General features: G+C 67.3%; 25 protein-coding genes. 13 read left to right on the top strand and 12 right to left on the bottom strand.

The window, feature by feature from the left end:
• Positions 1 to 3: 3 nt before the first annotated feature.
• A complete protein-coding gene (locus tag SACMADRAFT_RS20705; RefSeq protein WP_009155800.1) occupies positions 4 to 924 on the bottom strand; it encodes an aminoglycoside phosphotransferase family protein in 921 nt (306 codons plus the stop codon).
• A 213-nt stretch (positions 925 to 1,137) separates the two neighbouring features.
• Here SACMADRAFT_RS20705 and SACMADRAFT_RS20700 point away from each other — a divergent pair, with 213 nt between their 5' ends.
• The gene (locus SACMADRAFT_RS20700) at positions 1,138 to 1,326 is read left to right on the top strand and encodes a hypothetical protein (protein WP_009155799.1); all 189 of its coding nucleotides are present in this window, start codon (positions 1,138 to 1,140) and stop codon (positions 1,324 to 1,326) included.
• Between the two features lie 402 nt (positions 1,327 to 1,728).
• On the opposite strand, the gene SACMADRAFT_RS20690 is transcribed toward SACMADRAFT_RS20700, so the two are convergent.
• The gene (locus tag SACMADRAFT_RS20690; protein ID WP_009155798.1) at positions 1,729 to 1,980 is read right to left on the bottom strand and encodes a transposase; all 252 of its coding nucleotides are present in this window, start codon (positions 1,978 to 1,980) and stop codon (positions 1,729 to 1,731) included.
• 133 nt (positions 1,981 to 2,113) lie between these two features.
• Positions 2,114 to 3,355, bottom strand: a complete 1,242-nt coding sequence (locus tag SACMADRAFT_RS20685) for a condensation domain-containing protein (protein ID WP_157617291.1) — start codon at positions 3,353 to 3,355, stop codon at positions 2,114 to 2,116.
• Between the two features lie 225 nt (positions 3,356 to 3,580).
• Between SACMADRAFT_RS20685 and SACMADRAFT_RS20680 the strand changes: the two genes are divergently transcribed.
• Genes SACMADRAFT_RS20680 through SACMADRAFT_RS20665 form a run of 4 tightly spaced genes read left to right on the top strand, consistent with a single transcriptional unit; the run spans position 3,581 to position 8,188 of the window.
• Positions 3,581 to 5,569: an elongation factor G gene (locus SACMADRAFT_RS20680; RefSeq protein WP_009155796.1), complete on the top strand. Its 1,989-nt coding sequence runs from the start codon at positions 3,581 to 3,583 to the stop codon at positions 5,567 to 5,569.
• Between the two features lie 28 nt (positions 5,570 to 5,597).
• The gene (locus SACMADRAFT_RS20675; protein WP_009155795.1) at positions 5,598 to 6,581 is read left to right on the top strand and encodes an ABC transporter ATP-binding protein; all 984 of its coding nucleotides are present in this window, start codon (positions 5,598 to 5,600) and stop codon (positions 6,579 to 6,581) included.
• Positions 6,578 to 7,381 (top strand): ABC transporter permease, encoded by an 804-nt coding sequence (locus tag SACMADRAFT_RS20670; RefSeq protein WP_009155794.1) that lies wholly within the window; start codon positions 6,578 to 6,580, stop codon positions 7,379 to 7,381. Before SACMADRAFT_RS20675 ends, SACMADRAFT_RS20670 begins: the two co-directional genes overlap by 4 nt.
• Positions 7,382 to 7,402: 21 nt before the next feature.
• Positions 7,403 to 8,188 carry an ABC transporter permease gene (locus SACMADRAFT_RS20665; RefSeq protein ID WP_009155793.1) on the top strand — a complete coding sequence of 262 codons (786 nt, stop codon included), beginning with the start codon at positions 7,403 to 7,405 and terminating at the stop codon, positions 8,186 to 8,188.
• Here the strand turns inward: SACMADRAFT_RS20665 and SACMADRAFT_RS20660 are convergent.
• Positions 8,167 to 9,441, bottom strand: coding sequence for an acyltransferase domain-containing protein (locus SACMADRAFT_RS20660; protein ID WP_009155792.1), 1,275 nt, complete (start codon positions 9,439 to 9,441; stop codon positions 8,167 to 8,169). The genes SACMADRAFT_RS20665 and SACMADRAFT_RS20660 overlap by 22 nt on opposite strands.
• A gap of 303 nt (positions 9,442 to 9,744) precedes the next feature.
• Positions 9,745 to 9,981 (bottom strand): acyl carrier protein, encoded by a 237-nt coding sequence (locus tag SACMADRAFT_RS20655; protein WP_009155791.1) that lies wholly within the window; start codon positions 9,979 to 9,981, stop codon positions 9,745 to 9,747.
• 274 nt (positions 9,982 to 10,255) lie between these two features.
• On the opposite strand from SACMADRAFT_RS20655, the gene SACMADRAFT_RS20650 reads away from it, so the two are divergent.
• On the top strand, positions 10,256 to 12,568 hold the full coding sequence (locus SACMADRAFT_RS20650) for a lantibiotic dehydratase (protein ID WP_009155790.1): 2,313 nt from the start codon (positions 10,256 to 10,258) through the stop codon (positions 12,566 to 12,568).
• Between the two features lie 314 nt (positions 12,569 to 12,882).
• Here the strand turns inward: SACMADRAFT_RS20650 and SACMADRAFT_RS20645 are convergent, their stop codons facing one another.
• Together SACMADRAFT_RS20645 and fxlM (SACMADRAFT_RS20640) are read right to left on the bottom strand one after the other, a co-directional pair.
• Positions 12,883 to 13,329 (bottom strand): hypothetical protein, encoded by a 447-nt coding sequence (locus SACMADRAFT_RS20645; protein ID WP_009155788.1) that lies wholly within the window; start codon positions 13,327 to 13,329, stop codon positions 12,883 to 12,885.
• A gap of 262 nt (positions 13,330 to 13,591) precedes the next feature.
• The gene (fxlM, locus tag SACMADRAFT_RS20640) at positions 13,592 to 14,830 is read right to left on the bottom strand and encodes a methyltransferase, FxLD system (protein WP_009155787.1); all 1,239 of its coding nucleotides are present in this window, start codon (positions 14,828 to 14,830) and stop codon (positions 13,592 to 13,594) included.
• Positions 14,831 to 15,179: 349 nt separating this feature from the next.
• Between fxlM (SACMADRAFT_RS20640) and SACMADRAFT_RS20635 the strand changes: the two genes are divergently transcribed.
• A complete protein-coding gene (locus SACMADRAFT_RS20635) occupies positions 15,180 to 16,370 on the top strand; it encodes a helix-turn-helix domain-containing protein (RefSeq protein WP_040926659.1) in 1,191 nt (396 codons plus the stop codon).
• A gap of 66 nt (positions 16,371 to 16,436) precedes the next feature.
• Here the strand turns inward: SACMADRAFT_RS20635 and SACMADRAFT_RS20630 are convergent, their stop codons facing one another.
• Positions 16,437 to 16,748 carry a hypothetical protein gene (locus SACMADRAFT_RS20630; protein ID WP_157617290.1) on the bottom strand — a complete coding sequence of 104 codons (312 nt, stop codon included), beginning with the start codon at positions 16,746 to 16,748 and terminating at the stop codon, positions 16,437 to 16,439.
• 243 nt (positions 16,749 to 16,991) lie between these two features.
• Between SACMADRAFT_RS20630 and SACMADRAFT_RS20625 the strand changes: the two genes are divergently transcribed.
• Both SACMADRAFT_RS20625 and SACMADRAFT_RS20620 read left to right on the top strand, forming a co-directional pair.
• Positions 16,992 to 17,348 carry a hypothetical protein gene (locus SACMADRAFT_RS20625; RefSeq protein WP_157617289.1) on the top strand — a complete coding sequence of 119 codons (357 nt, stop codon included), beginning with the start codon at positions 16,992 to 16,994 and terminating at the stop codon, positions 17,346 to 17,348.
• Positions 17,349 to 17,404: 56 nt separating this feature from the next.
• The gene (locus tag SACMADRAFT_RS20620; RefSeq protein ID WP_040925811.1) at positions 17,405 to 17,983 is read left to right on the top strand and encodes a kinase; all 579 of its coding nucleotides are present in this window, start codon (positions 17,405 to 17,407) and stop codon (positions 17,981 to 17,983) included.
• A gap of 77 nt (positions 17,984 to 18,060) precedes the next feature.
• Here the strand turns inward: SACMADRAFT_RS20620 and SACMADRAFT_RS20615 are convergent, their stop codons facing one another.
• The 4 genes from SACMADRAFT_RS20615 to SACMADRAFT_RS20605 all read right to left on the bottom strand — a co-directional run bounded on the left by SACMADRAFT_RS20615 (position 18,061) and on the right by SACMADRAFT_RS20605 (position 21,470).
• Positions 18,061 to 18,735: a 3'-5' exonuclease gene (locus SACMADRAFT_RS20615; RefSeq protein WP_009155782.1), complete on the bottom strand. Its 675-nt coding sequence runs from the start codon at positions 18,733 to 18,735 to the stop codon at positions 18,061 to 18,063.
• Between the two features lie 168 nt (positions 18,736 to 18,903).
• A complete protein-coding gene (locus tag SACMADRAFT_RS30110) occupies positions 18,904 to 19,116 on the bottom strand; it encodes a hypothetical protein (RefSeq protein WP_009155781.1) in 213 nt (70 codons plus the stop codon).
• Positions 19,117 to 19,272: 156 nt separating this feature from the next.
• Entirely contained in the window at positions 19,273 to 20,166 is an 894-nt protein-coding gene (locus SACMADRAFT_RS20610) for a phosphotransferase enzyme family protein (protein WP_009155780.1), read from the bottom strand.
• The gene (locus SACMADRAFT_RS20605) at positions 20,163 to 21,470 is read right to left on the bottom strand and encodes a hypothetical protein (RefSeq protein WP_009155779.1); all 1,308 of its coding nucleotides are present in this window, start codon (positions 21,468 to 21,470) and stop codon (positions 20,163 to 20,165) included. Before SACMADRAFT_RS20605 ends, SACMADRAFT_RS20610 begins: the two co-directional genes overlap by 4 nt.
• Positions 21,471 to 21,779: 309 nt before the next feature.
• Between SACMADRAFT_RS20605 and SACMADRAFT_RS20600 the strand changes: the two genes are divergently transcribed.
• From SACMADRAFT_RS20600 to SACMADRAFT_RS20585, 4 genes are all read left to right on the top strand, one after another.
• Entirely contained in the window at positions 21,780 to 22,034 is a 255-nt protein-coding gene (locus tag SACMADRAFT_RS20600) for a hypothetical protein (RefSeq protein ID WP_043837580.1), read from the top strand.
• A 14-nt stretch (positions 22,035 to 22,048) separates the two neighbouring features.
• Positions 22,049 to 22,390 (top strand): hypothetical protein, encoded by a 342-nt coding sequence (locus SACMADRAFT_RS20595; RefSeq protein WP_009155778.1) that lies wholly within the window; start codon positions 22,049 to 22,051, stop codon positions 22,388 to 22,390.
• 119 nt (positions 22,391 to 22,509) lie between these two features.
• Positions 22,510 to 23,787: a methyltransferase, FxLD system gene (fxlM, locus tag SACMADRAFT_RS20590; RefSeq protein WP_009155777.1), complete on the top strand. Its 1,278-nt coding sequence runs from the start codon at positions 22,510 to 22,512 to the stop codon at positions 23,785 to 23,787.
• 7 nt (positions 23,788 to 23,794) lie between these two features.
• Positions 23,795 to 24,001 (top strand): FxLD family lanthipeptide, encoded by a 207-nt coding sequence (locus SACMADRAFT_RS20585; protein WP_009155776.1) that lies wholly within the window; start codon positions 23,795 to 23,797, stop codon positions 23,999 to 24,001.
• The last annotated feature ends 28 nt before the right edge of the window (positions 24,002 to 24,029 follow it).

Below are 24,029 nucleotides of genomic sequence, written 5' to 3'. Positions count from 1 at the left end.
TGATTACCCGTTGGCGCGTTGCTCAGCCAGGACGTCGGCTACCACCTCCAGCGCAGGCTGGCGCCAGCCGAACTGCAGCCCCGCTTCGCTGAGGCTCTCCGAGCCGCCGCGCAGGGCGGCCACTGCGGTGATCGCGGCCTTCCATAGGGCCCAGCCGCGGCCTCGGGCCCAGGTGCCGTCGTCGAGGCCGACGGCGTCGCCGAAAGCCGCGCGGCTCTCACCGCCGAAGAACGTCCACGCCATCGCCAGGTCGCACGCGGGGTCGCCCACACCGGAACAGCCGAAGTCGATCACGGCGGTCAACCGGTGGTGCTGCACGAGCAGGTTGCCCGGGGCGACGTCGCCGTGGAACCACACCGGAGGACCGTCCCAGGTTGTGCGCCGCGCGGCGTCCCACGCGTCGATAGCCGTCGGGGCGTCGATGAGGTCGCCGAGTTTTTGGATGGCCGTCCGGGTCTCCTCGTCGTAGATCGCCAGGTCGCCGCCGCGGTGGAAGTTGTGCGCCCCGGGTTCCGGGCCTCCCGCCGCGTCGGCCGCGCGCAACGCGACGAGGAACCGGGCGAGGTCGGTGCCGAGGGCCACGAGGCCGTCGGCGCCGAGGTCGGTCACCGGTTCGCCGGGCAACCATTCGTACACCGACCAAGGCCGGGGAAAGTCGGGGCCCGGCTGCCCCTTCGCCAGTGGCCGGGGAATCGCGAGCGGGAGCTGCGGGGCGAGGACGGGCAGCCAGCGGTGCTCCTTCTCCACCTGGACGGAGTACGCGTCCGCGCTGGGCAAGCGGACCGACTTGTCGTCACCGAGCCGGAGCGTCGTATTGTCCCAGCCGTCCTTCTCGACCAGGCGAACCGGCAGCGCGGCCCACTGGGGGAATTGGTCGGCGATGAGCTTCCGGACGAGCTCGGGCGTGATGTCGCTCTTGCGCATTCGGTCATGATGGCAGTGATCGAACCTACGTCAAGTCGGTGTCAGCCCACCTCGGCCTTCGCTTGTGCCCGCAAGGTTTCCGCCGTTCCCGGCTCGCGGTGCGCGGGTTCTCGCCGCTGCGGGCGATGTGGTCCAACCGGGTTCGCGAACCGTCGGCACGGCACACGTGTCGCGTGGACATCCGGGCTGGTGATGGTGAGGCTGGCGGTGTAGGTGAGGCTGCTGGCGCGTCAGCCGGAGGTGTTCGTGCGGTCGTTGGGGCCGGAGGAGGCGCAGCGGGTGAAGATCACGAGGTCGGCGAAGGACCGGGTGCGGCTGCGACGGTCTGGGATTGTGCTTGCCTCGGTGCAGGGCCGGTTCGCGGGAGAGATCGCGGCGACGTTCGCGGCGACCGAGGGGTGAGTGCGGGAGATGATCCACGCGTTCACACCTCCGGGTTCGCGGCGTTGTCCCCAAAACCCGCTTGTCCGGCCGAGTCAGATTCTTCCGCCGCTTCTTCGTTCGGGCGACCAAGCCTTGGCGGGCCATCGAGTTCGCCACCGTCTTCTCACTCGCCACCCACCCCGCAGCGCGTAAAATCAGCGTGAATACGCGGTGAGCCATGCAAGCCATGGGAGGCCTCGAACGCCCCCGCGACGGCCGCGTCAACCTCCGTCTGCCGCTGTTCGGCCGGCGTCGGCGTCTGCTGGGGTCGACGAGAGTTTCACTTGTAGAACCACGATTCCGACACAGTCAGAGCCCGGCAAGCGACAGCGTGCGGCACGTCGTGGGTGGTCCTCTGGTCGGCGATGAACGCGGCCAGGCTCACCGCGTCGCCTCCTTCACCCACCCGACCACGGATCGCTTGAGGACATCGCGCTCCATCCGCAGCTCGGCGTTCTCCGCCCGAAGCCGGGCCAGTTCAGCCCGCTCGTCGCTGCTCAGGCCTTCACTCTCGCCACGGTTGATCTTGTCCTGCTTGACCCAATTGGCCAGAGTTCCGGCATGAATCCCCAGGTCAGCAGCTACTTGGGCGATCGGTTTGTTCGTCTCGCGGACGATCCGGACTAGGGACACGGCCGGATGCCCGGAAGACGCCGTGAATCTCGTGCGGTGCGGCCGGATGGCTTCCTTCGCGTCTTCGCAGAAAAGTCCCTCGGCACACCGGGTCCTAGACCGACGACGACGACCCGGCGCCGCGGCTCGGTCGTTACCTTGCGCTCCCCAGTTTCACGATCAGCTGCTCCAGCAGGACGAGGAAGTCCCGCACTCCGTGCTCTGTGAACCGGTGCGGGTCGAACTGGCAGTGCAAGTGGCAGCGTCCCCGGTCCGAGACGGTCATAATGAGCTGGAATGTGCCCACCTCCGCCCGGAACCGCCGGAACGGTGGCGGCGCCGACTGCCCGCCGAGCATGGGCCACGGGATGAAGTTGACGAGTACCTGAGCGGGTCTGGAGAGCGTGGAGGCTCTGCCCGTGGGACTGGCGACTGCGAGAACGTAGTCCCAGGGCGTGGTCTGGTGTTCCAGTACCTGCAGCCAGGCCGTCATCGTCGCGCGCACAGCGGCGTCGGGTTCGTCCAGCCTGGGCGAGCGCACTCGCACGGGGACCGTCTCCGCGAAGTATCCGAGCGTGTCCAAGTACCCGCCGAGCCGAGCGGGAGTGTTGACCCGGAGGGTGACGTCCCGTACGGCGGAAACGGTACCGATCGTGCAGGACACCGCCGCGAGGAAGATGACGAACGGCGAGGACTTCAGTCCCTTCGCAGCCGTCCCGAGATCGGCGATGGTGATCGGCAGCTCGAGGTGGATTTCGTTGACGACGCCACTCAGCTCACCGTGCGGTTCGGCGCAGAACGGCAGACCCGCGGGCCGGTCCGGGGCGGTGCCGTCCAGGTAGGCGCGCCAGAAATCCCGGGCCGCGGCGGGGGCCCCCGCGGCGTCCCTCGGATACCGGTGCAGCTGCCAGTCCACCCAGTTCCGGTACTTGCCGCGTTCCCGGGGCGATCCAGCCCGCCGGTCGATCAGCTCGTCCAGGAAAAGCTGCCGGCTGCGGCCATCGGTGACCAGATGGTCGAATACCACGCACAGGCTCCGCACCGGTGCTCCGTTCCGGTCCGGGTGGGTGACAACGCTCACCGACCAGAGGGGGCCGCCCGAGCGTGGGAAAGGCCGTTCCACGGCGGCGGACACGAGCTCGTCGAGTTCCTCGGCGGAGTCCACTTCCGACTGACGCAGAGGAAGCTCGACGTCGGCGGAATAGGTCACCGAGTCTCGCGCGTAGCTGAATTCGGTAACGCGCAATGACTCTTCGCGGCTGACGATGGCCGCGAGGCGTTCGCGCAGCTGCGCGAAAGACAGATCCGACGGCAACGCGACCACCGCTTTGGGGTTGACGATCCGCTCGTGACGTTCGTGGTCGCGCTGCAGGCGGCTGCGTTGCTGCCAAGACAAGGGGCCCCGGGTATCCGAAACAGGGGAAGGCAATGCGACCACATCCTTCCGCGGTGCCACGGGTAGTCGATGGGCCTGACCGGACGACCCCGTCGAGTACGGCGATCGCAGAGGGGATGCTACGGCGACCGCCGTCGAGCGTAAAACCCGGTTGCGGGGGAGTGGGCGGGCTGCAACGCTGTGTTCAGTGCGCGTCTTTTCGTTTTCCGGAGGTCGGGCCACTCGATGAGCACGGTGAATTTCGGGATTCTCGCCCACGTCGACGCAGGGAAGACCAGCCTTACCGAACGCTTGCTGTACAGCGGTGGGGCGATTCCCGAGATCGGCAGCGTTGACCAGGGCACCACTCAAACGGATACGCTGGAACTGGAACGTCGGCGGCGCATCACGATCAAATCCGCAGTGGCGTCGTTCGCCCTCGGCGACACCAGCGTGAACGTGATCGACACACCCGGCCACCCCGACTTCATCGCCGAGGTGGAGCGGGTGCTCAGCGTGCTCGATGGTGCGGTGCTCGTCATGTCGGCGGTCGAGGGTGTCCAGGCCCAAACCCGCCTCCTCCACCGGGTGCTGCGCAGGCTGCGCATCCCGACCTTGCTATTCGTCAACAAGATCGACCGCCGTGGCGCCCGGCCTGCCTTCGTTCTGGCCGACATCGCCGACTCGCTCACTGCGGACACCGTCCTGGTGGGGACCGTCGCCGACGCGGGGGGCCCGGACGCGGCCGTTGTGCCACACCGTTATGACGACCTGGCGTATACCACCGGATTGGCGGAAGTGCTTGCTGAACACGATGACAAGCTGCTCCCGGCTTTCGTCGACGAGCGGTTGCCCGCCGACCGGCCCGAACTGCGCCGCCAATTCGCCGATCAGGTGAAGCGCGCGCTTGTGCACCCGGTGTACTTCGGGTCGGCCGTGACAGGCGCAGGGATCGCGGAGCTGTTGTCGGGGATCAAGGATTTCCTGCCGGCGAGCGAGGACGATGTCTCCGGTCCGCCAGCGGGCACGGTGTTCAAGGTCGAGCGAGGCGCCAGGGGTGAGAAAATCGCCTACGTACGCATGCGGTCCGGGCTTTTGCGGGTGCGTGACCGGCTGCGTTACCGTGGCTGCGTCGAGGGGAAGGTGACGGCGATCGAGCCGTTCGGAGGGGCCGCCACGCGGCGGCGGGATGGGGTGGCCGCGGGAGAGATCGCCAAGCTGTGGGGGCTGCCGGGCATCCGGGTCGGTGACACGATCGGCACCGGGCCCGAAACCGCACGCGACGAACAGCAGTTCCCGCCGCCACCGCTGGAAGCCGTCGTCGAGCCGCGCGTGCCCGAACAGGCCGCGGCCTTGCGTTCGGCGCTCGACCAGCTCGCGGAGCAGGACCCGCTGATCAACCTCCGAGCCGATCCGCGCCAGGGAGCGACGCTGATCTCGCTGTACGGCGAGGTGCAGAAGGAGGTCATCCACGCCACACTGGGCGCGGAGTACGGGATCGACGTCGCGTTCCGAGAGACAGTGGCGGTGCACGTCGAGCGTCCCGCGGGAACCGGGTCGTCCCTGTCGGTTCTCGGTGAGCCGGACAATCCGTTCCTGGCCACCGTCGGCCTCCGGGTGGAGCGGGCCGACGTTGGAGCGGACGTCGAAATCGGACTCGAGATCGAACTGGGCGCCCTGCTGCCGGCGTTCGTCAGGGCGGTCGAAGAGGCGGTACGGAGCACCCTCCGGGAAGGAGCGCACGGTTGGCAGGTCATCGACTGCCGGGTCACCCTGACCCACTCGGGGTATCTTGCCAGGCAGAGCCACTCGGCCGGCACGTTCGACAAGAGCATGTCCAGCACGGCGGGAGACTTCCGGAACCTCACCCCGCTCGTCCTGGCGACGGCGCTGAGCGAGGCGGGCGGGACCGTGGTTTGCGAGCCGGTTCACTGGTTCTGTCTCGAGGCCCCCGAGGACGCGCTGCGCGTCGTGTCCTCGGCCTTGCCCACCCACGGGGCGGTCCTCGAGACTCTCACCCGGAAGAACTCCTGGTGCCTGCTCGAAGGCACGATTCCCGTGGTGAGAATGCAACACCTCCAGCGGCAGCTTCCCTCGTTTACCAGCGGCAAAGGTACTTTCGAATCCGTCTTCCACCACTACCGCGAGGTGCGCGGGCCGCTGCCCCGCCGGGAAAGGGCAGGGAGCAATCCCTTTCACCGCAGCGAGTATCTGGCCAATCTGCGCCGGCGGTAGCCGACCGGAACGAAGGGGGATGCACACGATGACCGAACTCGTCATCCGGGCCGGCGGCCTGCGGAAGTCCTACCGGGTGATCGAACGCGACGCCGGAGTCCGCGCCGCGCTCAAGAATCTCGTCCGCCGCGAAGTGCGCACGGTGACCGCCGTGGACGGCATTACGTTCGCCATCGAGGCCGGGGAGGTTGTCGGCTTCCTCGGACCCAACGGCGCGGGGAAGAGCACGACCCTCAAGATGCTCGCGGGTCTGCTGCACCCGACCGCCGGAGAGCTGGCAGTCCTCGGGCACCTGCCGTGGAAGCGCAAGCGGGAATACCTGACCCGCATCGCGATGGTGATGGGCAACCGCAACCAGCTCAACTGGGACATTCCCGCCATCGACTCATATGAGGTCAATCGGTCGATCTACCAGATCCCGGCCGCCCGGTTCCGTTCGACGCTGGCCGAGCTCATCGAGCTGATGGACATCGGCGACCTGGTTCGCAAGCCGGTCCGGACGCTGTCGCTGGGCGAGCGGATGAAGGCCGAGATCGTCGGTTCACTGCTGCACGTCCCCCAGGTTCTCTTCCTCGACGAACCCACTCTCGGCCTGGACGTGACCGCTCAGAGGCGACTGCGCCGGTTCGTCGCCGAGTACAATGCACGCCACGGTGCCACGGTCCTGCTGACCAGCCACTACATGGCCGACGTGCAGGCGCTGTGCGACCGCGTCATCGTGATCGACAAGGGGACCCTCCGCTACGACGGCCCACTGAGCGCATTGGCCGGGCGTGTCATGACCCACCGCGAACTCGTGCTCACCTTGGCCGGCCCTGTGCCCGACTTCAGCCGGTACGGCGACGTGCTCGCGGTCGACGGCAACACCGTGCGGCTCAGGGTGCCCAGGGACGAGGCGGCCGCGGTCACCGCGCAGGTACTAGCCCGGCACGGGTTGACGGAGTTCAGTTCGGTGGACCCGTCGATGGAGGAGGTCATCGAGTTGCTGTTCGCCGTCGGGGTCCGCTCATGAGCCTGCGCGCCGTCACTGGCCTGTACGGCAAGCTCGTTCCGGTGACGGCCGGCACCGAGATGCACAACCGGTTCAGCCTCGTGGCCGTTCTCGCGGCCCTGCTGATCGAGCCGATGGTCTACCTGGCGGTCTGGACCACTGTGGCCGCGCAGGGCGGTGTCACCGGCATGAGCTTCGGTTCCATGGCTGCGTACTACATCTCATGGATGCTGGTGCGTATCGTGGTGAGCGCGTTCAGCCCGGCCAGCTTCGAGACACGGATCCGCCGCGGTGACTTCAACGGACATCTCCTACGGCCTGTGCACCCGATCCACTTCGATCTCGCCTACTTCATCGGGCTCAAGGTCCCGATGCTGGTCATGTGGCTGCCGGTGGCCGCTGTGCTCACCTTCGTGTTCGAACCGGACTTTACCCTGGGCGCCGCGTCCGGGCCCGCGTTCCTGCTCGCTCTGTGCCTGGCGTACTTGGTGCGCTCGCTGTACATGTGGATCCTGGGGTTGGTGAACTTCTGGACCACCCGGACGGCTGCCCTGTTCGACCTGGTGATGTTCCTCGAGGTACTGCTGTCCGGGCGTTTGGTACCGATGGCGTTGATGCCCGAGGGGGTGGAGACGCTGGCGCGATCACTGCCGTTCTACTGGGCTTTCGGGTTCCCGATCGACATCGCCTCCGGGCGCCGACTGTCCGGAGATCTTCTGCCAGGGCTGGCGGCTCAGGCGCTGTGCGTCGGCGTCTTGTGCGGGTTGTTGGCCGTCGTCTGGCGCCGGGCCGTCCGGCGGTACAGCGCCATCGGGGACTGATTCGACGGGAAGGCGGGCAACGTGGTCCTGCTTCGACTGATCGGTGTGCATCTGAGAGTCTCGGTCCTCACCGAGTTGCAGTACCGAGCCAACTTCTTCTTCAGTATCGCGCAGTCGTGCATGGCCGTGGGCACCGGCCTGGTGGTGCTCAGCCTGGTGTTCTCCCGGATCCACCGGATCAATGGCTGGAGCGAGCCGGAGCTGCTGGTGGTGCTCGGAGTCTTCACCATGCTCGGTGGCGTGGTGAAGATGGTCATCCGGCCGGCCATTCGCCGCTACATCGACGACGTCCGGGACGGGACGTTGGACCACATCCTGCTCAAGCCTGCCGACTCTCAGCTTCTCGTCGGCGTTCGGGCCGTCGAGTTGTGGCAGGGCGTCGACATCATCACCTCGGTCGTCCTGCTCACGGTTGGCCTATCCGGCGTACCGCGGCCGATCACGCTTGCGGGGGTGGTGCTGTTCGGCGTTTCCGTCCTGCTCAGCCTGGTGGTCGTCTACTGCGTGCTGGTGATGTGCGGCTTGACGGTGTTCTGGCTGGTGCAGCCTCAGAAGATCCTCGACGTGTTCGACGGCTTGTGGTCGGCGGGCCGCTGGCCGGTCGGCATCTACCCGGGATGGCTGCGGATCGGGATGACGCTGCTCGTCCCCATTGGGTTCGCGGTGACCGTGCCGGCAGAGGCCCTGTTGTCCCGGATGGCGGCGGGCGCTTTCCTCTGGCTGCTCGTGATGAGCTGTGCGCTGCTGGCCTTCACACGGTGGTTGTGGGGATTCTGCATGCGCCGCTACACCGGGGCCTCGGCTTGACCGCGGTCAGCCATTACCCTGTCCCAACGGGGATCGCACCCGTAACTGAACGCTGCGCCGACGCTGATCAGCATCGACTCCAGCTCGGCGTGGTCACGCCGCAACGAAGGCACGTTCCTGTGCCGATCCAGGTCGGGCCATGCGATGTCTTCCAGTGCCGCGCCCAGCGTCCCGTGGGCGCCGATCTCGACGAACAGCGTGCGTTCGGCTCCGGCCAGCACCGCCTGGCACGCCTGCGCGAACCGGACCGGCTCGCGCAGGTTCGCGGCCCAGTAAGCGGCAGTCAGCTCCTCGCCCAGCGCGGCGCGCGCCAGCACAGTCGAGTACAGGGGAACTCCGGCAGTCCTCGGTTGTACGTCCGACAGCGCGTCGACCAGCCTGGGGAGGATGGGGTCGACGCACGAAGAGTGGGACGCGACTCCAGCCCGCAGCCTGCGACAGAACACCCCTAACGCCCGCAGCGGATCGATCACATTCTGCATCGCCTCTTTGGGACCGGACAGCGTGGTGAACCCCGTGCTGTTGACCGCCGCGATGTCGACCCGGTCGTCGTCGATGATCAGCCTGCGAGCCTGTTGTTCACCGAGCTGCACCGCCCACATCTCGCCGCCGGAGGCGACCTCGCCCAGAAGCGCACTGCGACGGCAGATCACGGCAGCGCCGTCGGTGACGCTGAGGGCACCCGTCGCCACGGCGGCAGCCACCTCGCCCATGCTGTGCCCGATGCAAGCGTGCGGCTCGATTCCCCAGTCTCGCCAGAGCTCGGTCAGAGACACCTGCAACGCCCAGAGTGCAGGCTGGATATGTCGCTCGACGTCCATCGGGATCCGGCCTTCCAGAACGTCCAGTACGGACCACCCGGTCTCGACGCGAACCAAGGCCTCGCATTCGGCGAACCGCCTGGTGAAGGCAGGTTCGCTGGATAGCAGCTCCAGGCCCATGCCCGGACGCTGCGCCCCCTGTCCAGAGTAGACGAACACTACCCGCGGCTTGCCGCCGCTGGGGGGTGGGGTGAACCGGCGCGCGGCGAACTGTCGTAGCTGCTCGCTCAGAGTGGTGCTGTCCGCGCCGACAACTGCGTGCCGGAACGGGGGGTGCGGGCGGTTCGCCGCGGTGCGGCACAGCGCATCTAGCTCAAGTGCGGGTTCGCCGTCGAGGAGGCCCAAGTAGTGTTCCGCGAACGCATGGAGTTCCTCCGGACTGCTCGCGGACAGCGGGAGCACAGCCGACCTGTGCCTGAGTGGCACGCTCATGCGGTATCACCTCGTTGATCTGCCGATAGGGCCAACGCGGCCGGCCGAAGCGACGACCCGTCGCCGCGGCCGTGCTGTCGGTGGGCCTGAATCCATTCGCTGCGAGCAGCGCTTCCGTGAGATGGACGTGCTCATCGATCGCTGGTCACTGTCGCGCACGTCCGCTTGGGCAGTGCGTTGCCGACCGAGGTCCAGGACTCGCAGTAGGCCATAATCCAGTCGACGGATCGTGCGGCGTCCGGCTGACACGTCCAATCCTCGCCCTGCGGATCCGCAGTCCCCGACAGCCGAGGCGGTCGGGCGCTACCTGGCGAGCGAAGCGGCGAGTTCGTCCGCGATCTCGCCCGCAGTTCGCTTCATGAATAGAACCGATATCGGCAGTCGCACCCCCGTCCTCTCGTGCAATCGATCCAGCAGCGCCACCCCCTTGACGGAATCGCCGCCCTCCGCAAAGAAGTCGTCATCCGGCCCGAGGTGTGACACTTGAAGCACATCCCGGTAGGTGCTCACAACAATCTCCCGAAGCTCGGGATCAGACATGTCGAGCGGCCTCCTTATCAGTCATGGAGCACTTCGCCGAGACGGGTTCGGGAAAATTGGACCGAACGCCGGAGCCTCGTTGGCAATGATATTTGCTTTGCGGTTGGTGTCAACGTTGCCGGGACTGATGGCTCGCGCGGTGTTCCAGTGTTAGGATCGACTAATCAGGTCAGCCGCGGCGGATGAGCTTCTTGAGGAGGTCGAGGGAGTAGCTGTGAAGGCTGACTAATTTTCGAGTGCTTGGCGCACATTTTGCAGAATTGGGTGGTGTTCGATGAATGGTTCGGACTGTCCGTTCGACTCTCATATCAGCCTGCCTTCGGGCGAGTGGGCAGTGTGGAAGCCTTTCGCCCTGCGTGCGCCAGGTTTCCCGGCGTCCGGTGTGTCAAGGCTGGCTGCACCCGACCTCGCCCGCGCGGCTGACCTCGTCATCGGAGCCGATGCGACCAAACGGGATTGGGAGAGTTACCGCTCCGCCTTCGATGCCGGCATGCTCAAACTGAGCACTGAATTGCAGTCTATAGCTCGGGCCCCGGACTTCCAGTTGGCACTAACCTGGCAGAACCACCATGCCGCCAAGTCCGGACTCGGCTCCTTTCTTCGACGTAGGATCACGGTCGACGGCCGTAATCATCGGCACCGACAGAAAGAAGACATGCTTGCGAACTATTGGCAGCGATACTGCGTCAAGAATGACACAATTGGTTTTTTTGGCCCGGTTGGTTGGGGTCGCCTCGATGAGCGAAAGCTGTTTAGTGATGTGACGGTCGGCTCTAAACTGACCTCGAATTCTGAAGTGTTCTTCGAAACCTGGGCCATTGACAGCATTGCCGCGAAGATCAGCATGGAAGATGGGATGAAAAAGTGGCTTGCCCCGAAAATTATCCCTTTCGTCAAGATCGATGAACGATCTGCGCACCTGCCGGGTATGCGCGCCGTTCCTCTATCGCCGGAAGAGTCGGCAGTAATTCGTCGATGCGATGGCGTGACATCGGCGTATCAGATTGCTAAAGATGTAGACCCGGATTCGGTGGACAATGTCTATGAAATACTGGAAAGACTGGCCGGGCAGAGAGTTCTGACGTGGCGGCTGGATCTCCCGATCTCATTGCATCCGGAAACCGCTCTGCGTGAAATCTTGTCCGCTGTGGGAGAGCCCACGCTGGCCGCCGAAGGGCTGGCCAAGCTGGATCGACTGGAAGCGGCGCGCGACGACGTCCGGCTCGCCGGTGACGATCCAGTGAAATTGTCACACTCGCTCGATGCCCTTGACGAGATTTTCCGACAGATCACCTGCGCTGAGCCCAGCCGCAATCACGGCAAAATGTACGCCGGTCGAACTCTTGTATTTCTTGATGCCCTGCGTAATGTCACTCCCATTATGGGGTGCGACTTTCTGACAGCATTGCGACCGCTCGAGCTTGTCCTGCGTAGTGTGCGTTGGTTTACCTACGAAATTGGCAAGGAACTGATCACAAAGCTGCTTGAATTGATGAAAAGCGAGTGTCAGGTTAGCTTGGCCTGGTTGTGGATGAACAGCATGCCGATCATTCTCGGCCAAGGTAGCTCGATTATCGACCCGGTGATCACCGAGCTCCAGCGTCGCTGGCGGCTCGTGTTGGACTGTGCTGACAACGTGCGCAGCCTCGAGTACGGTGCTCGCGACTTGGAGGCGAGAGTAGCGCAGGCCTTCCCCGCGCCCCGGGCGGGATGGAATGCCGCGCGGTACTGCAGCCCCGATTTCATGATTTCGGCCGCTGACCCGTCAGCGTTTCGCCGTGGCGATTTTCGGCTGGTGCTCGGTGAGCTCCACATTGCCATCAATACGTTGCGCAGCGGAATTTTGGTGGCGCTTCACCCGTGTCCCGACGAGTTGTTCAAGTGCGTGGACGCAGAAGGGAAGGAGCCTCGGCTGCATCCTGTGTTGCCCAAGCAGTCCGGGCGTCTGTCCGCGCGGACACGCCCGGCCCTGATTCGCGAGACCGACTTCATGGTCAGTCTGTTCGACCAGACAACCGACCCGGCGAGGCCCCGAGTTCTGCGCGCCGCCGACTTGTCGGTCGAGCGTGCGGGTGGTCGGCTATGGGTGACCGCTCCTGGTGGGCATCGGTTCGACGTGCTGGATGTCTTCTCGGAGATGTTGATGAACCTGGTGGGTGACAAGTTCGATATCTTCGGTGACCGCTCGCATACTCCACGCCTCACGGTCGACCGGCTGGTGGTCGCCAGGGAGTCATGGGTCTTCAGTACAGAGCAGCTGCCCTTCACGTTGGAGACTGATGAGGCCGTCCGATTCGCTAGGGCACGGGAGTGGGTTCACGATATATCGCTGCCGCACCGGGTGTTCGTGAAGGTTCCCGGTCAGCAGAAGCCGTTCTACGTCGACTTCGACAGCCCGATCTACGTGAACTTGCTGTCGAAGACAGTTCGTGCTGCAGTCTCGGCGCACGATGCGGCGGAGCCCGCATGCCTCAAGTTCACGGAGATGATGCCGTCGATGGAGAATCTGTGGCTCAGGGACAGCGGGGATAACTATTACACGGCCGAACTGCGGTTGGCCGTGTTCGACCTTATGGAGCGATCATGACGTCGCTACCATCAGTTGCGGAGATCAGACCGATCACTCGCGACGGCAGGTGGAAATCGCTACCGTAGTGGATGTCCGCAGGCTGGCAGAAGTAGGCCCAGTTGGAGGCACGGCCCGCGCCGAGCACCGTCGCTCCGTGCTTTGGCGCGGCGCCTGCGTGCGTTGCTCGGCGGCTTCGCAACGCCGGGGTGGGCGAGCAACGGACGCCTCCTAATGAGGCCGGTGGGCGTGGCGATCTTCCTCGTGAAACGAGGAGATCATGCGCAAAGTCCTTCTAGTCGGTCTTGTACTGTTGCTGTCCGCCTGCTCCACTTTCAAGCGGGCCCCGGGGTCGGGACGATTGCCCCCGCCCCCGCGACCACACCGCCGACGACGGTGTGGTCAACACCGTTTGCGCCGCCGGACATGTCCGAGTACGTGCCGACCGAAGACGCAATGAAGCCGTTCGGCCTTGGCGGCGAGGCGGTGACGGCCAGGATCAGCCGCCGGAGGCATGGGACTCCACTGTCCGCGCTGGTGAGCAGGTGCACTGGTCCGACGGCGGTAAGACGGACAAGAACCCCCATTCCGTGGCGGCCTACCAGCGCGGGGGCCGCTACGAGGGGATCAGCGGGGCGCAGGTGATCGAGGGCATCAAGAAGGCTCTTCCCTGCAAACAGGGCACATTCCGCATCGTCGAAGAAAGTGAAGGCGTCGTCCAGCCGTACGCCGGGCAGCAGCGCGGAGGCGATCGCCAGCAAGTCCGGAGCAGCCTTGGGCATGGCCGAAACCTAGCGCATCGCTGACGACGTGTAGCGGGTTCTCGATAGTACGTGCGCGGCGGTAGGTCGCGGCGGGAACGGTCGTCCCCTGGCTTGAGGCGAACACCTCCGCGAGCAACGGCTCGATGACCTGCCACTCCGCTCATCAGTCAGCTCATGCCTACGCACAACAGAAGATCAAAGCAGGTCACCGTCACCCACTTTGAGGACAGGCCCTAGAGGCCGTCGTTTCGAGCGGGCTGCGCACTACCGCTGTTTTGGCTTACTGCCAGACGACGGTGATGGGGTTGTGGGGGCGGGCGAGGAAGAACCGGCCGCGTGTCGGGTCGGAAGTGTCGGTGCCGTCGGCGGGAATCTCGAACCGAACGCCACGGTGCCGGAAGTCCCGGTCCCAGGTTCGGATCTCGTCGGCGACGCGGGCTGCCAGTTCACCACCGTGGGGGCCGTGCCCGATAACGCCGGTTTCGGTGAGTTCGTGGCCCTCGCTGTCGTGGCCGCCGGGACGCTTGGCGAGGTAGGCCAGTTCGCCGTCGCCGGGTACGGCCATCCCGGTGCGGAACATCGGGGTGATGAGGCCGGAGTCGATCGCGGTTTGCTCCGCTGGCATGCTGCGCAGGCCGCCGGGTAGGGCGCAGGTGAGCCAGAGGTACAGCCATTCCAGGGATTCCATCCGGGCGAAGGTGACTCCGGTCCATATCTCGCTGCGGGGCTGGTCGAGTACGCCGGTCAGGCGTTCGGGGGCGAAGGGCTGGTCCTGGTGGGACTGGAGGGTGACGGTGTTGTCGCCGGTCAGGTCGATCCGGCTGCGGGGGTCGTCGGCGATCCCGCCGCGCAGCGGGACGAAGCCGCACATCGCGTGCTCGGCACTGCGCCAGCCGCCGTCGGGGGCTCGCTCGAACGCGATCGAGCGCGACACGCTCCCGCGAATCCGCAGGGGGATCACCAGCCGTCCGCCGGGTGCCAGTTGGGACAGCCAGTCGCCGGGGATTCCGTACGCGCCGACGGAGGCGATGATGCCGTCGTAGGGTGCGCCGGGCTCGTGTCCGCGGGCGCCGTCGCCGAGCACGACCTCGGCGTTGCCGATGCCGGCGGCAGCGACGCGTTCGCGGGCGTAGTCGACGATGTCGCCGTCCACGTCGATGGCGGTGACGCGGCCGTCCTTGCCGACGAGGTGCGCCAGCAGCGCCGCGTTGTATCCGGTTCCGGCACCGATTTCGAGAACACGGTCACCGGGCTGCGGGCGCAGCTGGTCCAGCAGGAGCGCGACGATGCCGGGTTGCGAGGCGCAACTCAACACCTCGCCGTCCGGGGTTCGCTTGGTGACCACGATGTCGTTCGCGTAGGCGTCGGCCGGCTCGGCGTCCGGGACGTAGTGGTGGCGTTCGACTGTCCGCAACGCGTCTTCGACGGCCCCGTTGCGGGCATAGCCGGCTTCCTTGACTTTGCCGATCAGGGCTTCCCGCAGGGCTTCGGGCGACATGTCGGTCGTGGTGAGGTTCATCAGCGCCTTTCGTGAGGGTGCCGGGTGACGTGGCCGGTCGGCGCCCGCGGGCACGCGGGCGAGTTCCGGTCGCCGATTCTGGGCCAGACCCCCGACAGAAAGCGGGCACGACGCCCGCCCCTGCGTCGCCCGGCGCTGTCTCCGATCGGCGCGGCGCGGCGGCAACGTCCACCTGCCACGAGTCGGGTGTAGTGAGTGCTTCTCGCTGCTTCGCCGCCCGCCATCAGCCCCGATGCACACGCTGTGACACTGATTCAGCACATTCGGTGTCAACGCGGGCAAGGTCTTCTAGGGATCGGAGCTACCCTGATGGGTAGTGGCGGGGGTGTCTCCGGGAGGGAGCGTGGCCGTGGCAGCCGAGGACCGCGGGCCGGCGGGTGTCGGGCGGCGAGTGCGCGCCGCGCGCAAGCTGCACCCGAACCTGGGCCAGCGGCAGCTCGCCGACCGGATGCACGTGTCGGTCTCACTGGTGCGCCAGGTTGAGCAGGGCCGCAAACCGGCGTCTCCGGCGTTCGTCGCGGCGGCGGCGCGGGCGCTGAACCTGACCGTGTACGACCTGTACGAGCAGCCCAGCCCGCAGTTCGGTACTGAACGCGAGGGCATCGCCGAGCTGGAGACCGCCGTGATCGCGGGGCCTGCCCTGGCCACCGACGACCCGCCGAGTCCCCTGGACACGCTGGCGCGGGCTGTGGCCACGGTCGCCGAGTTGCAGCGCAAGTCGCGTTACGACCGGTCGTCGGCGGCGATGCCCGATCTGCTCGCCGCCCTGCACACCACCGCCGCGCACGCCCATGCGGGAGCCGAGGCCGAGCGGGCGCACGCGTTGCTGACCCACCTCTACCAGTGCGTCACGATCTGCCTGCACCGCATGGGTTCACCGCTGGCCGGGCAAGCCGCCGAACGCGCCGCCACCGCCGCGGGCTCTTCGGGCGATCCGCTGCTGGCTGCGTTGTGCGAGGGCGAGATCGGGCTGCCCCTGATGCACCGCGGCGCCTACGGCGCCGCCGAGCGCCTCGCCGCGACCGGACGTCGTCTGGCCGAGGCTGAGCCCACCGGCCCGGCGGCGCTGACCGTGCGGGGCTATCTGCATCTGCGCTCGGCGATCCTGTCCGCCCGCTCCGGTGACCGCGCCACCTCCGACGCGCACTTGGCCGAAGCCGCCGACTGCGCCCGCATCCTCGAGCCTGGCGCCGACTTCTACGACACCGCGTTCGACCCGGCCAACGTGACCATCCACTCCGTGGCCGCCGCCGTCGAGCTCGGTGACGGCGCCACCGCACTATCCCGGAACACTCCGCTCCCGCCCAATACCCTGGCTTCCCGGAAGGGACATCACCACGTCGACCTCGCCCGCGCGGCCCTGCTGCACGGGCGCCGCGACCAGGTCCTGATCGAACTCAACAACGCGCGGGCCCTGGCGCCGCAGCTGACCCGTTACCACCCGCAGGTCCACGAAACCGTGATCACACTCGCCCACCAGGACCGCCGCCGCTCCGATTCCCTGGCCACCTTCGCCCGCTGGGCCGGAATCCAGCTCTGAACCGGGGAAGCGCCCGGCCCGCGGCCGGCACCCTAGCGGACGCCCTGCGCGACGGCGAGGGACCGTTCACACCGGCCCGGGGTCCTCGGCGGTCGGCCGCTTGCCGAGCACGAACCGCTCGATCAGCGCTCGCGGGCCGTCGAAGTGACACAAGGTGACCAGCAGGATCGCGGCGGGCCAGGCCACGACCGCCATGCCGGTCAGCAGTACCGCCCGCGCGACGTGCGACCAGTACCAGCTGCGCGTCAACCCCGGAATGTAGGCGCGCCACGCCATCCGCCACACGGTGATCCCGCAGCACACTCCCATCAGCAAAGCCAACCCGGCCAGCGTGCGCTCGGGAAAAGGGAAGACATGCATGTACAGCTGCGTGATCACGTCGTCCACTGAATTGCCGCCTTGTCTTCCGTATTTCGAAGGTGATGTTGTGCGCCATTGAGCACAACGGCGGCCGACAGAATGCCGCGGCACGGCAGCGCCGAAGTACCACCGCAATGCCACACCTCACCCGCGCCGACCGGCGACGATGCCGAGAACGAAGCTCAAGGAGGTGACTGGCAGGATCGCCGGAACGGGCGCATGCTGAAAGTTCCAGTCGACGCACACAAGGGGGGAACGGCATTGAGCACCGCGACCACCACCGAGGTCCGTACCGGATTCGGTGCGGCGATCCTGCTGGGCATCGGCGACGACGACAACATCGCCTGCGTCGCCGAACACGACGCCGAAACCGAGGACGAGGCCCGCCGCTGGATCGAGCAGACCCTGCCCACCACCGCGATGCCGGACTGGGTCCACCAGCGCCCCCACGGCACCGCCGGAGCCTTCCTGTTCGCCATCTACACCGAAGGCATCCGCGTCCACGACGGACGGGGCGAGTCCCGCTGGGAGAACTACCCGGACGACGCGCCCGAACACACCGCCGACCTCATCGACGGCACCGTGCGCTGGTGGCCACGCGAGGACACCCAGCGGTAACCGCCCACCGCGCGGCGGGTCTCGGCGTGACGGTCCCGCTGCCTAGACTGCTGCCGATGGCACCCACCGGATCGGAGTCGACACGCCTCGCGATCGTGCGCGGCAACTCGGGATCGGGCAAAAGTTCCGTGGCGCTGGCCGTCCGGTCACATCTCGGCCGGACGTGTGCGGTGGCGGCTCAGGACGTGGTCCGCCGGACCATCCTCAAAGAACGTGACGTGCCCGGCGGCGTGAACATCGGTCTCCTCTCGACCGTGGCGCGCTACGCCCTCGACAGTGGCTTTCACGTGATCGTGGAAGGCATCTTGCACGCCGAGCGCTACGGCGACATGCTCGCCGACCTCGTCGCCGATCACCGCGGTCGCACCGGCGTCTACTACCTGGATGTCTCGTTCGAGGAGTCGCTGCGTCGGCACGCGACTCGGCCGCAAGCGGCCGAGTTCGGCCCCGAACACATGCGCGAGTGGTACCGCGAGCAGGACCTGCTCGGACTGGCCGGCGAGCAGCTCATCCCACCAACCTCCAGCCTGCAAGATACCGTCAGGCGCATCCTCGCCGAAGTCTTCGACCAGCAGCACAAACGAGATCTCGGCCCGGCCGATTCCGTTGCCTTGGGCAGCGCCGTACGCCAGTGACCACCACCTGTGTGCTCAGCTTCGCTCGGCGGGCGACGGTGTAGATCTGGGAGTCGCGGCCAAGCTCGTAACGCTGGCTAGAACAGGCTCTCCTGCTCGGCAGTGTCTGTCGTCGGGTGTTTGGGCTCCAGTCGAGCGTCGCGTTCGAGGTCGTGCAGACTGCGCCACGGCCCCTGTTCGAGCAGGCGGGTCAGTACGGTGACGGTGAGTTCGACGTCGGCCATCGCCCGGTGCCGGTTGGTGGGGATCGGGATGCCCAGGTGGCGTGCGACGTCGCTGAGCCCGTGATGCGCCAGTCCGGTCAGGACGGTGCGGGCGAGTCGGACGTTGTCGAGTAGTGGGGTCGCCGCCAGGTTCGGGCAGTGCTGGCGTTGTCCGTAGATCAGGGTGCGCTCGGTCGCCGCTCCGTGTGCCACAACCCGGTATGGCCAGCTCGCCGCCTCGTCATCGGGCGCGGGCAGTAGCCGGTCGAGGGTGGCCATCACCTCCCTGGCGGGTGGCGCGGCGGTGAGCATCGCTGGCGTGAAACCGGCCGCACGCTCACGCCAGGTCACCGGTATGCCCGCGGGCGGCTGGATGAGCGACTCGAACCTGTCGATCTCGACCAGGGAGCCGCTGCGGTATTCGAGCTTGGTTGCGGCGACCTCGATCGGTTCCGGCGGACGGCCTGGCGGGGTGAGTCCTTCGAAGTCGAGGACCAGCAACCAGGTCCGTTGCATCCTGGCGTCGCGGCCGAGATCAACCAAGCTCATGGCGAGCGCCCTTCAATCGAAGACGTCGGCGACTGCCGAGTGCCCGGTGCAGTACGCGCCGCATCGTCGGGCCGTCCTGTTCGCTGGCCCAGCCGTTCCGATGAAATCCAGCCACCGCAACACCTTTCGGATCCCGGTTGTGTGGTAGCGGCGACGTGCGCTGGTGGCCTACCCGCCAGGCGTGGATGTAGCCGAGGGGCGACGCCGCACGCCTGCCCGCAGCGTCCCGGCGCCCGCTCTGGGCGTGCCCATTGGAGCTGGGAGAACCTGCCAACGCGACAGCCCGCCACCGTAGTGCTCCGCGTAGGCTTCGGCGCCCGCCCGGTCACCGAATCGCACCTCGTGCAGCCAACGCTGCCTGTGCACCAGCCGGACAGCCATGCCCCTCCTCTCGTCCGCCGACAATCATGAGCCTCATCGTCGCACAGGTGTTCGACACACGCGATTTCGGTGGTGGGTGCGCTGATCTCGGTGCCTCGGCCGCATACAGGCGTTCGCCGCGAAGTCGACGTCTGCCGACGCCATCCGGCGGGAGGGTCAGGACGCGGGCGACCAGGACCAGGGGCGGGGCCCGTTCCGGCCGCGTAGGCAGGTAACCCGGAGTTCGGCTTCGTGGTGGGCGCGGGGGTTTTCGGCGGCGTGTTGGGCGAGGTAGCAGGTCATGCGGAGTTCGCGGATGTCGCGCAGGAGCGTGAATCCGTTCCAGGTGGTGACGTCATGGCCGTAGCGGTGGCAGAAGTCGCGGTAGTCGTCGGCGGTGATCCAGGCGAAGCTGGTGTGTTTGATGGCGGTGGAGACGAGGTCCCATTCGGGTGGGCCGATGGAGGCGCGTTCGAGGTCGAGCAGCACGACCTGGTTGTCGTTGGTGGCGACGACGTTGCCGACCCAGGCGTCGCCGTGCAGCACGGTGTGCGGCAGGCCGGCGGGGAGGTTGTTGTAGCTCCCTCGCAGGGTGGCGAGGTGCTGGTGGAGCCAGGCGCGGTCGTCGTCGGTGAGGCTGGTGGCGGCGGTGATGCGTTCGTCGAGCCGGACGAACGGCTCCAGTGCGGAGAACGGGTTCGGCTCGGTGACCGGCAGGTCGTGCAGGCGGCGCAGCGCCGTCGCGACCTGAGCGGGGGTGCCCTTGTGGTGCTCGGGCAGTTCGTGCCAGAAGGTCACCGCACGCCCGTGCGCCTCGATGGGTTGGCCGAGGTCGTCGAGGGCGCGGACGGCGGCGATGTCGTGGTCGGCGAGCCATCGGGCGATGCGGACTTCCCGGGTGGCTGCGTCGAGCTGGCCGGGTCGGGCGATGCGGGCGACGATGCCACCGGGGAGCCGGAAAATCGCGTTCTCCCCGAGCCGGATCGGCTCAGCGTCCCGCGCGTCGATGCCCGCCTGGTCACAGGCGGCGCGCAGTAGCTCTTCGACGTCTTCGGTTCCGGTCGTGGTCACGACGCGGTGACCACTGTGTGGATGCGCTGGCGCAAGGCGGCGACCTCGGGTGTGCGGCTGTGGCGGTGGGCGTAGCGGGACAGCTCGCGCAGATCGTCGGCGGCGCGGCGGGAGCGCACCGTGCCCGCGATGTCGAGCGCGGCCTGGCCGATGACGGCCGCCTCGGCGGGGTCACCGGTGGCCATGGTCAAGGTGGCCAGCTTGATCTGGGAGATCGCGCGGGAGCGGGCGTAGGCGTCGGTATGCCCGGTGACGGCGTCTGAGAGCCGCGCGGTGGCATCGAGCGGCCGGTGCCCGTGAACGGCGAGGTCGAATAGGGCGTGGCCGGTGTCGCCGACGTGCTGGGCATGGTCGTAGTAGGCCATCCATGGCGGATCGTTGGCCGGGGTGGTGTGGGCGAAGGCGTCGTCGGCGCGGCCGACGGCGGCGAGGGCGTCGCGGGTGCGGCGCATCTTGGCCAGTGCGCGGGCGTGGGCGGTGTGCAGCATTGCCCGCTCGGTCGCGGTGAGGCGGTCGGTGCGCACCAGGGCGTGCTCGATCCAGGTCAGCCCCTGGTCGGGTTTGCCGATCCAGATCGCGTGCCGCGCCATGGAGGAGAGGATCTTGGCGCGCAGGTGCCAGTCGCTGGCCTCTTCGGCGCAGGCGAGGCCGAACTGGAACGCGTGCGTGGCGTCGTCGTGGGCGTAGGCGTCGAAGGCCATGAACCCGCAGGTGTGGGCCAGGTAGCCGATCGCGCTGCGCAGCGGGCCGCGCAGGTGTTCGTCGCAGCTGGCGTCGAGCAAACCGGCCGACCAGTGCAGCTGGGCCTGGACGGCTTCGCGGGCGAGGCCGCCGCCGTAGGTGTGGTCCCAGCCGGCGAACACCTTCGCCGCGGTGGCGATCTGGCCGATCTCGGCGGTGCCGACCCGGGAGGGTACGGGGGTAGGTTCGCTGCCCTGCAGCCGGACTGCGACGGGAGCCAGTGTCAGCGCGCCGACACCGAGGCCGACGCTGCGCAGGAACTGCTTGCGGTCCACGTCTGCCAGCTTTACCACCGTGCGCCGCCGGTTGGTAAAGCCCAGCGCGGCATCGGTGGAGGCCCCCAGCACCGCTCGCAGCGCTTCGCGGTAGAGCGCGCCGGGCCAGCGGATCACGCCGCGTTCGAGCTTGCCGATGTAGTTGGCATCGGTCACGGCCTGCGTCTCGTGGTGCACCGCGATGTGCTGATTGACCAGGTCAGCAAGCTCCTGACGAGACAGGCACTCGCCTGGTTGCGTCGGGGACTCGGTGCGTTCCCGAGCCTGCCGGAGCTGATCATTGTCCATTGATGCGGGCCGCCCTCCCACGTGCTGACCTGCACCATCCTGACACAGCTCGTGGTCAGCTCAACACCATCGGTCGACAAGGGAGGATGGAAACCCTCCCCGAATCCTCCCCTTGACATCCCTCGTCCGCGCCTTGGCCTCGCTGCGGGCCCGGGTCAGGGTCGAACCATGGCAGAAGTGATCACCCGGCATGCCCACGGCCCAAGCCGCGCCAGAAGCACCGTCGATCGCCAGAGTTGGTCAGCGGCGGGCACGTCGACGGGGTCGGCGCGGGGCGCGTGAACCGTGGCGGAAGGCTGGCGGGACTGTGTGGCCGTCGTGGTCGCGCTCGACAGTCCGATCGGCCGGATGGCCGAATTCGTCGACCAGGCAGCTCGCCATCTCCCACCACCCGATCAGCCTTACCTTTGCCCGTGCTGCTCGACCGATCCGTGGCCATGCAGCTTGTTCGACGACGCGGCCAGACGACTGCTGGCAGCCGGATTGCGCCTCGCCGAGTTCGTGCCGAGCGAGCTGCACGAGCGCCTCTGGCCCCAGCGGCAGCGACGATATCCGGACGAGTAGAAGGAGCCATTCCGATGGACGAGGTACTCACCGCCACGCTGCGGCGGGCTGTCGCTGACCGTCTGGACTACCTCGACGTCCTGGCCGCGAAAGGCGACACGCTCTCCAAAGCCGCCTTGGCCGAAACGGAAATCGCCCGCTTGACCACCGCGTGGCGGCAGTTGCTCGACCAGCACGCACTCGACGCCCGCGGCCAGTGCGCCCGCTGCTCGCGCCGATGGCGTCCCAGCGAGTGCACCGTGTGGGAGACGGCCCACCAGCAGCTCATCGGCGACGACGCACCGTCCGGCGCTGATCGAGCCGGACGGCACCGACAACGGCCGGTGACGCCCGCGCGGCAGCTCGCCGGAGGGTGATCACCTCGATACGGTACGAAACCTTCCCGCACGGAGGTTACCGGCCACAAGCTGAGCCGAGCATTCTCCGGCGACAACGAGAACATGATGCGAGACAAGGGTTTTCAAGAGAGGAACGGATGAGCACACCGGGACACACCGACACCGACGCCGCCCGCGCGGCCGAGGACCCCGCCGAGTTGCGGAAGGCCATGATCGCCGAGTTGTGGACGATGGGAGCGATCCGCACCGATCGGGTCGCCGCCGTGTTCGACGAGGTGCCCCGGCACCTGTTCGCCCCCGAAGCGACACCGGCGGAGGCATACAAGGCCCGCGACGCGGTGCATGTGAAGCGGGACGAACACGGCGTGCCGATCAGCACGGTGTCCTCGCCGCAGCTGCAGGCCGGGATGCTGGAGCAGTCCGACATCCGCCCCGGGATGCGCGCCCTGGAGATCGGCTCCGGCGGTGTGAACGCGGCCATGATGGCGTGGCTGGCCGGACCCGACGGGCAAGTCACCACCGTCGACATCGACTCCGACGTCACCGAACGCGCCCGCAGGCTGCTCGATGCCGCCGGCTACCAGCGGGTCAACGTCATCCTCGCCGACGCCGAGACCGGGATCGCCGACTTCGCTCCCTACGACCGGATCATCGTCACCGTCGGCGCCTGGGACATCCCCCAGGCGTGGCTGGACCAGCTCGCCCCCGACGGGCGGCTGGTGGTGCCGCTGCGGGTGCGGGGGCTGACCCGTTCCCTGGAACTGGTCCGCGAAGGCGATCATCTGGTGAGCCGCTCGGCGGAGATCTGCGGCTTCGTCGCCATGCAAGGCACCGGAGCGCACCAGGAGCAGCTGGTGCCGCTGCGCGGTACCGAGGCGGTGATGCGGTTCGACGACGGCTGGCCCGGCGAGCAGGTACCCGACCTCGACGGCGTCCTGGACACCCCGCGGTCGGAATCCTGGACGGGTGTGCGGGTCGGCGCAGCCGAGTCGTTCGAGACGCTGCAACTGTGGCTGGCCACCGTATTTCCCGGGTTCGGCAAGCTGCGCGCCGAGGCATCGCTGCGGCCGACACTGGTCGACGACCGCATTGTGTGGTTCGACTCCGCGGTCATTGAGGGTGACTCGGTCGCGTATCTGACCACGCGCGGTGTCGAACCAGGGATCGCCGAATTCGGCGCGCACGCCTTCGGCCCGCACGCCGACGACCTCGCCGCCGCGTTCTGCGAGCAGATCCGTGCGTGGGACCGCGAGCAGCGCCACGGTGCCGGGCCGACCTTCGGCGTGTGGCCGCCCGGAACCCCGGACGAACAGCTGCCGGACGGTCTCGTTGTCGACAAGCAGCACCAGCGCATCACGATCTCCTGGCCTTCCCCGACAGGCCAGGAACACCAAGAAGTAACCGAGAAGGAGTGATCGAATCATGACCCTGGCCCTCAAGCGCCCGTCCGAGGACGCAGAGATCTCGGCCCTCGCATCCCCGGCCGAGGAGTCCGACGAGTTCTCGCTGGATCTGACGGTGATCGCCGACAGCCTGCCGCTGGCGAAGATGTCGTGCGACACCAGCGACAACTGCGGCGGCACGACCTGCGGGTCCGCCTGCACCAGCCACGTCGCCACGCCTCTGTGACCGACTCCGAGTAGAAGGCAGGGCGAGG

The sequence above is a fragment of the Saccharomonospora marina XMU15 genome (assembly GCF_000244955.1).
In the GTDB taxonomy this organism is placed as follows: Bacteria; Actinomycetota; Actinomycetes; order Mycobacteriales; family Pseudonocardiaceae; genus Saccharomonospora_A; species Saccharomonospora_A marina.
The sequence above is the reverse complement of the archived record's forward strand: the minus strand, read 5'-3'. Positions and strand labels throughout refer to the sequence as shown.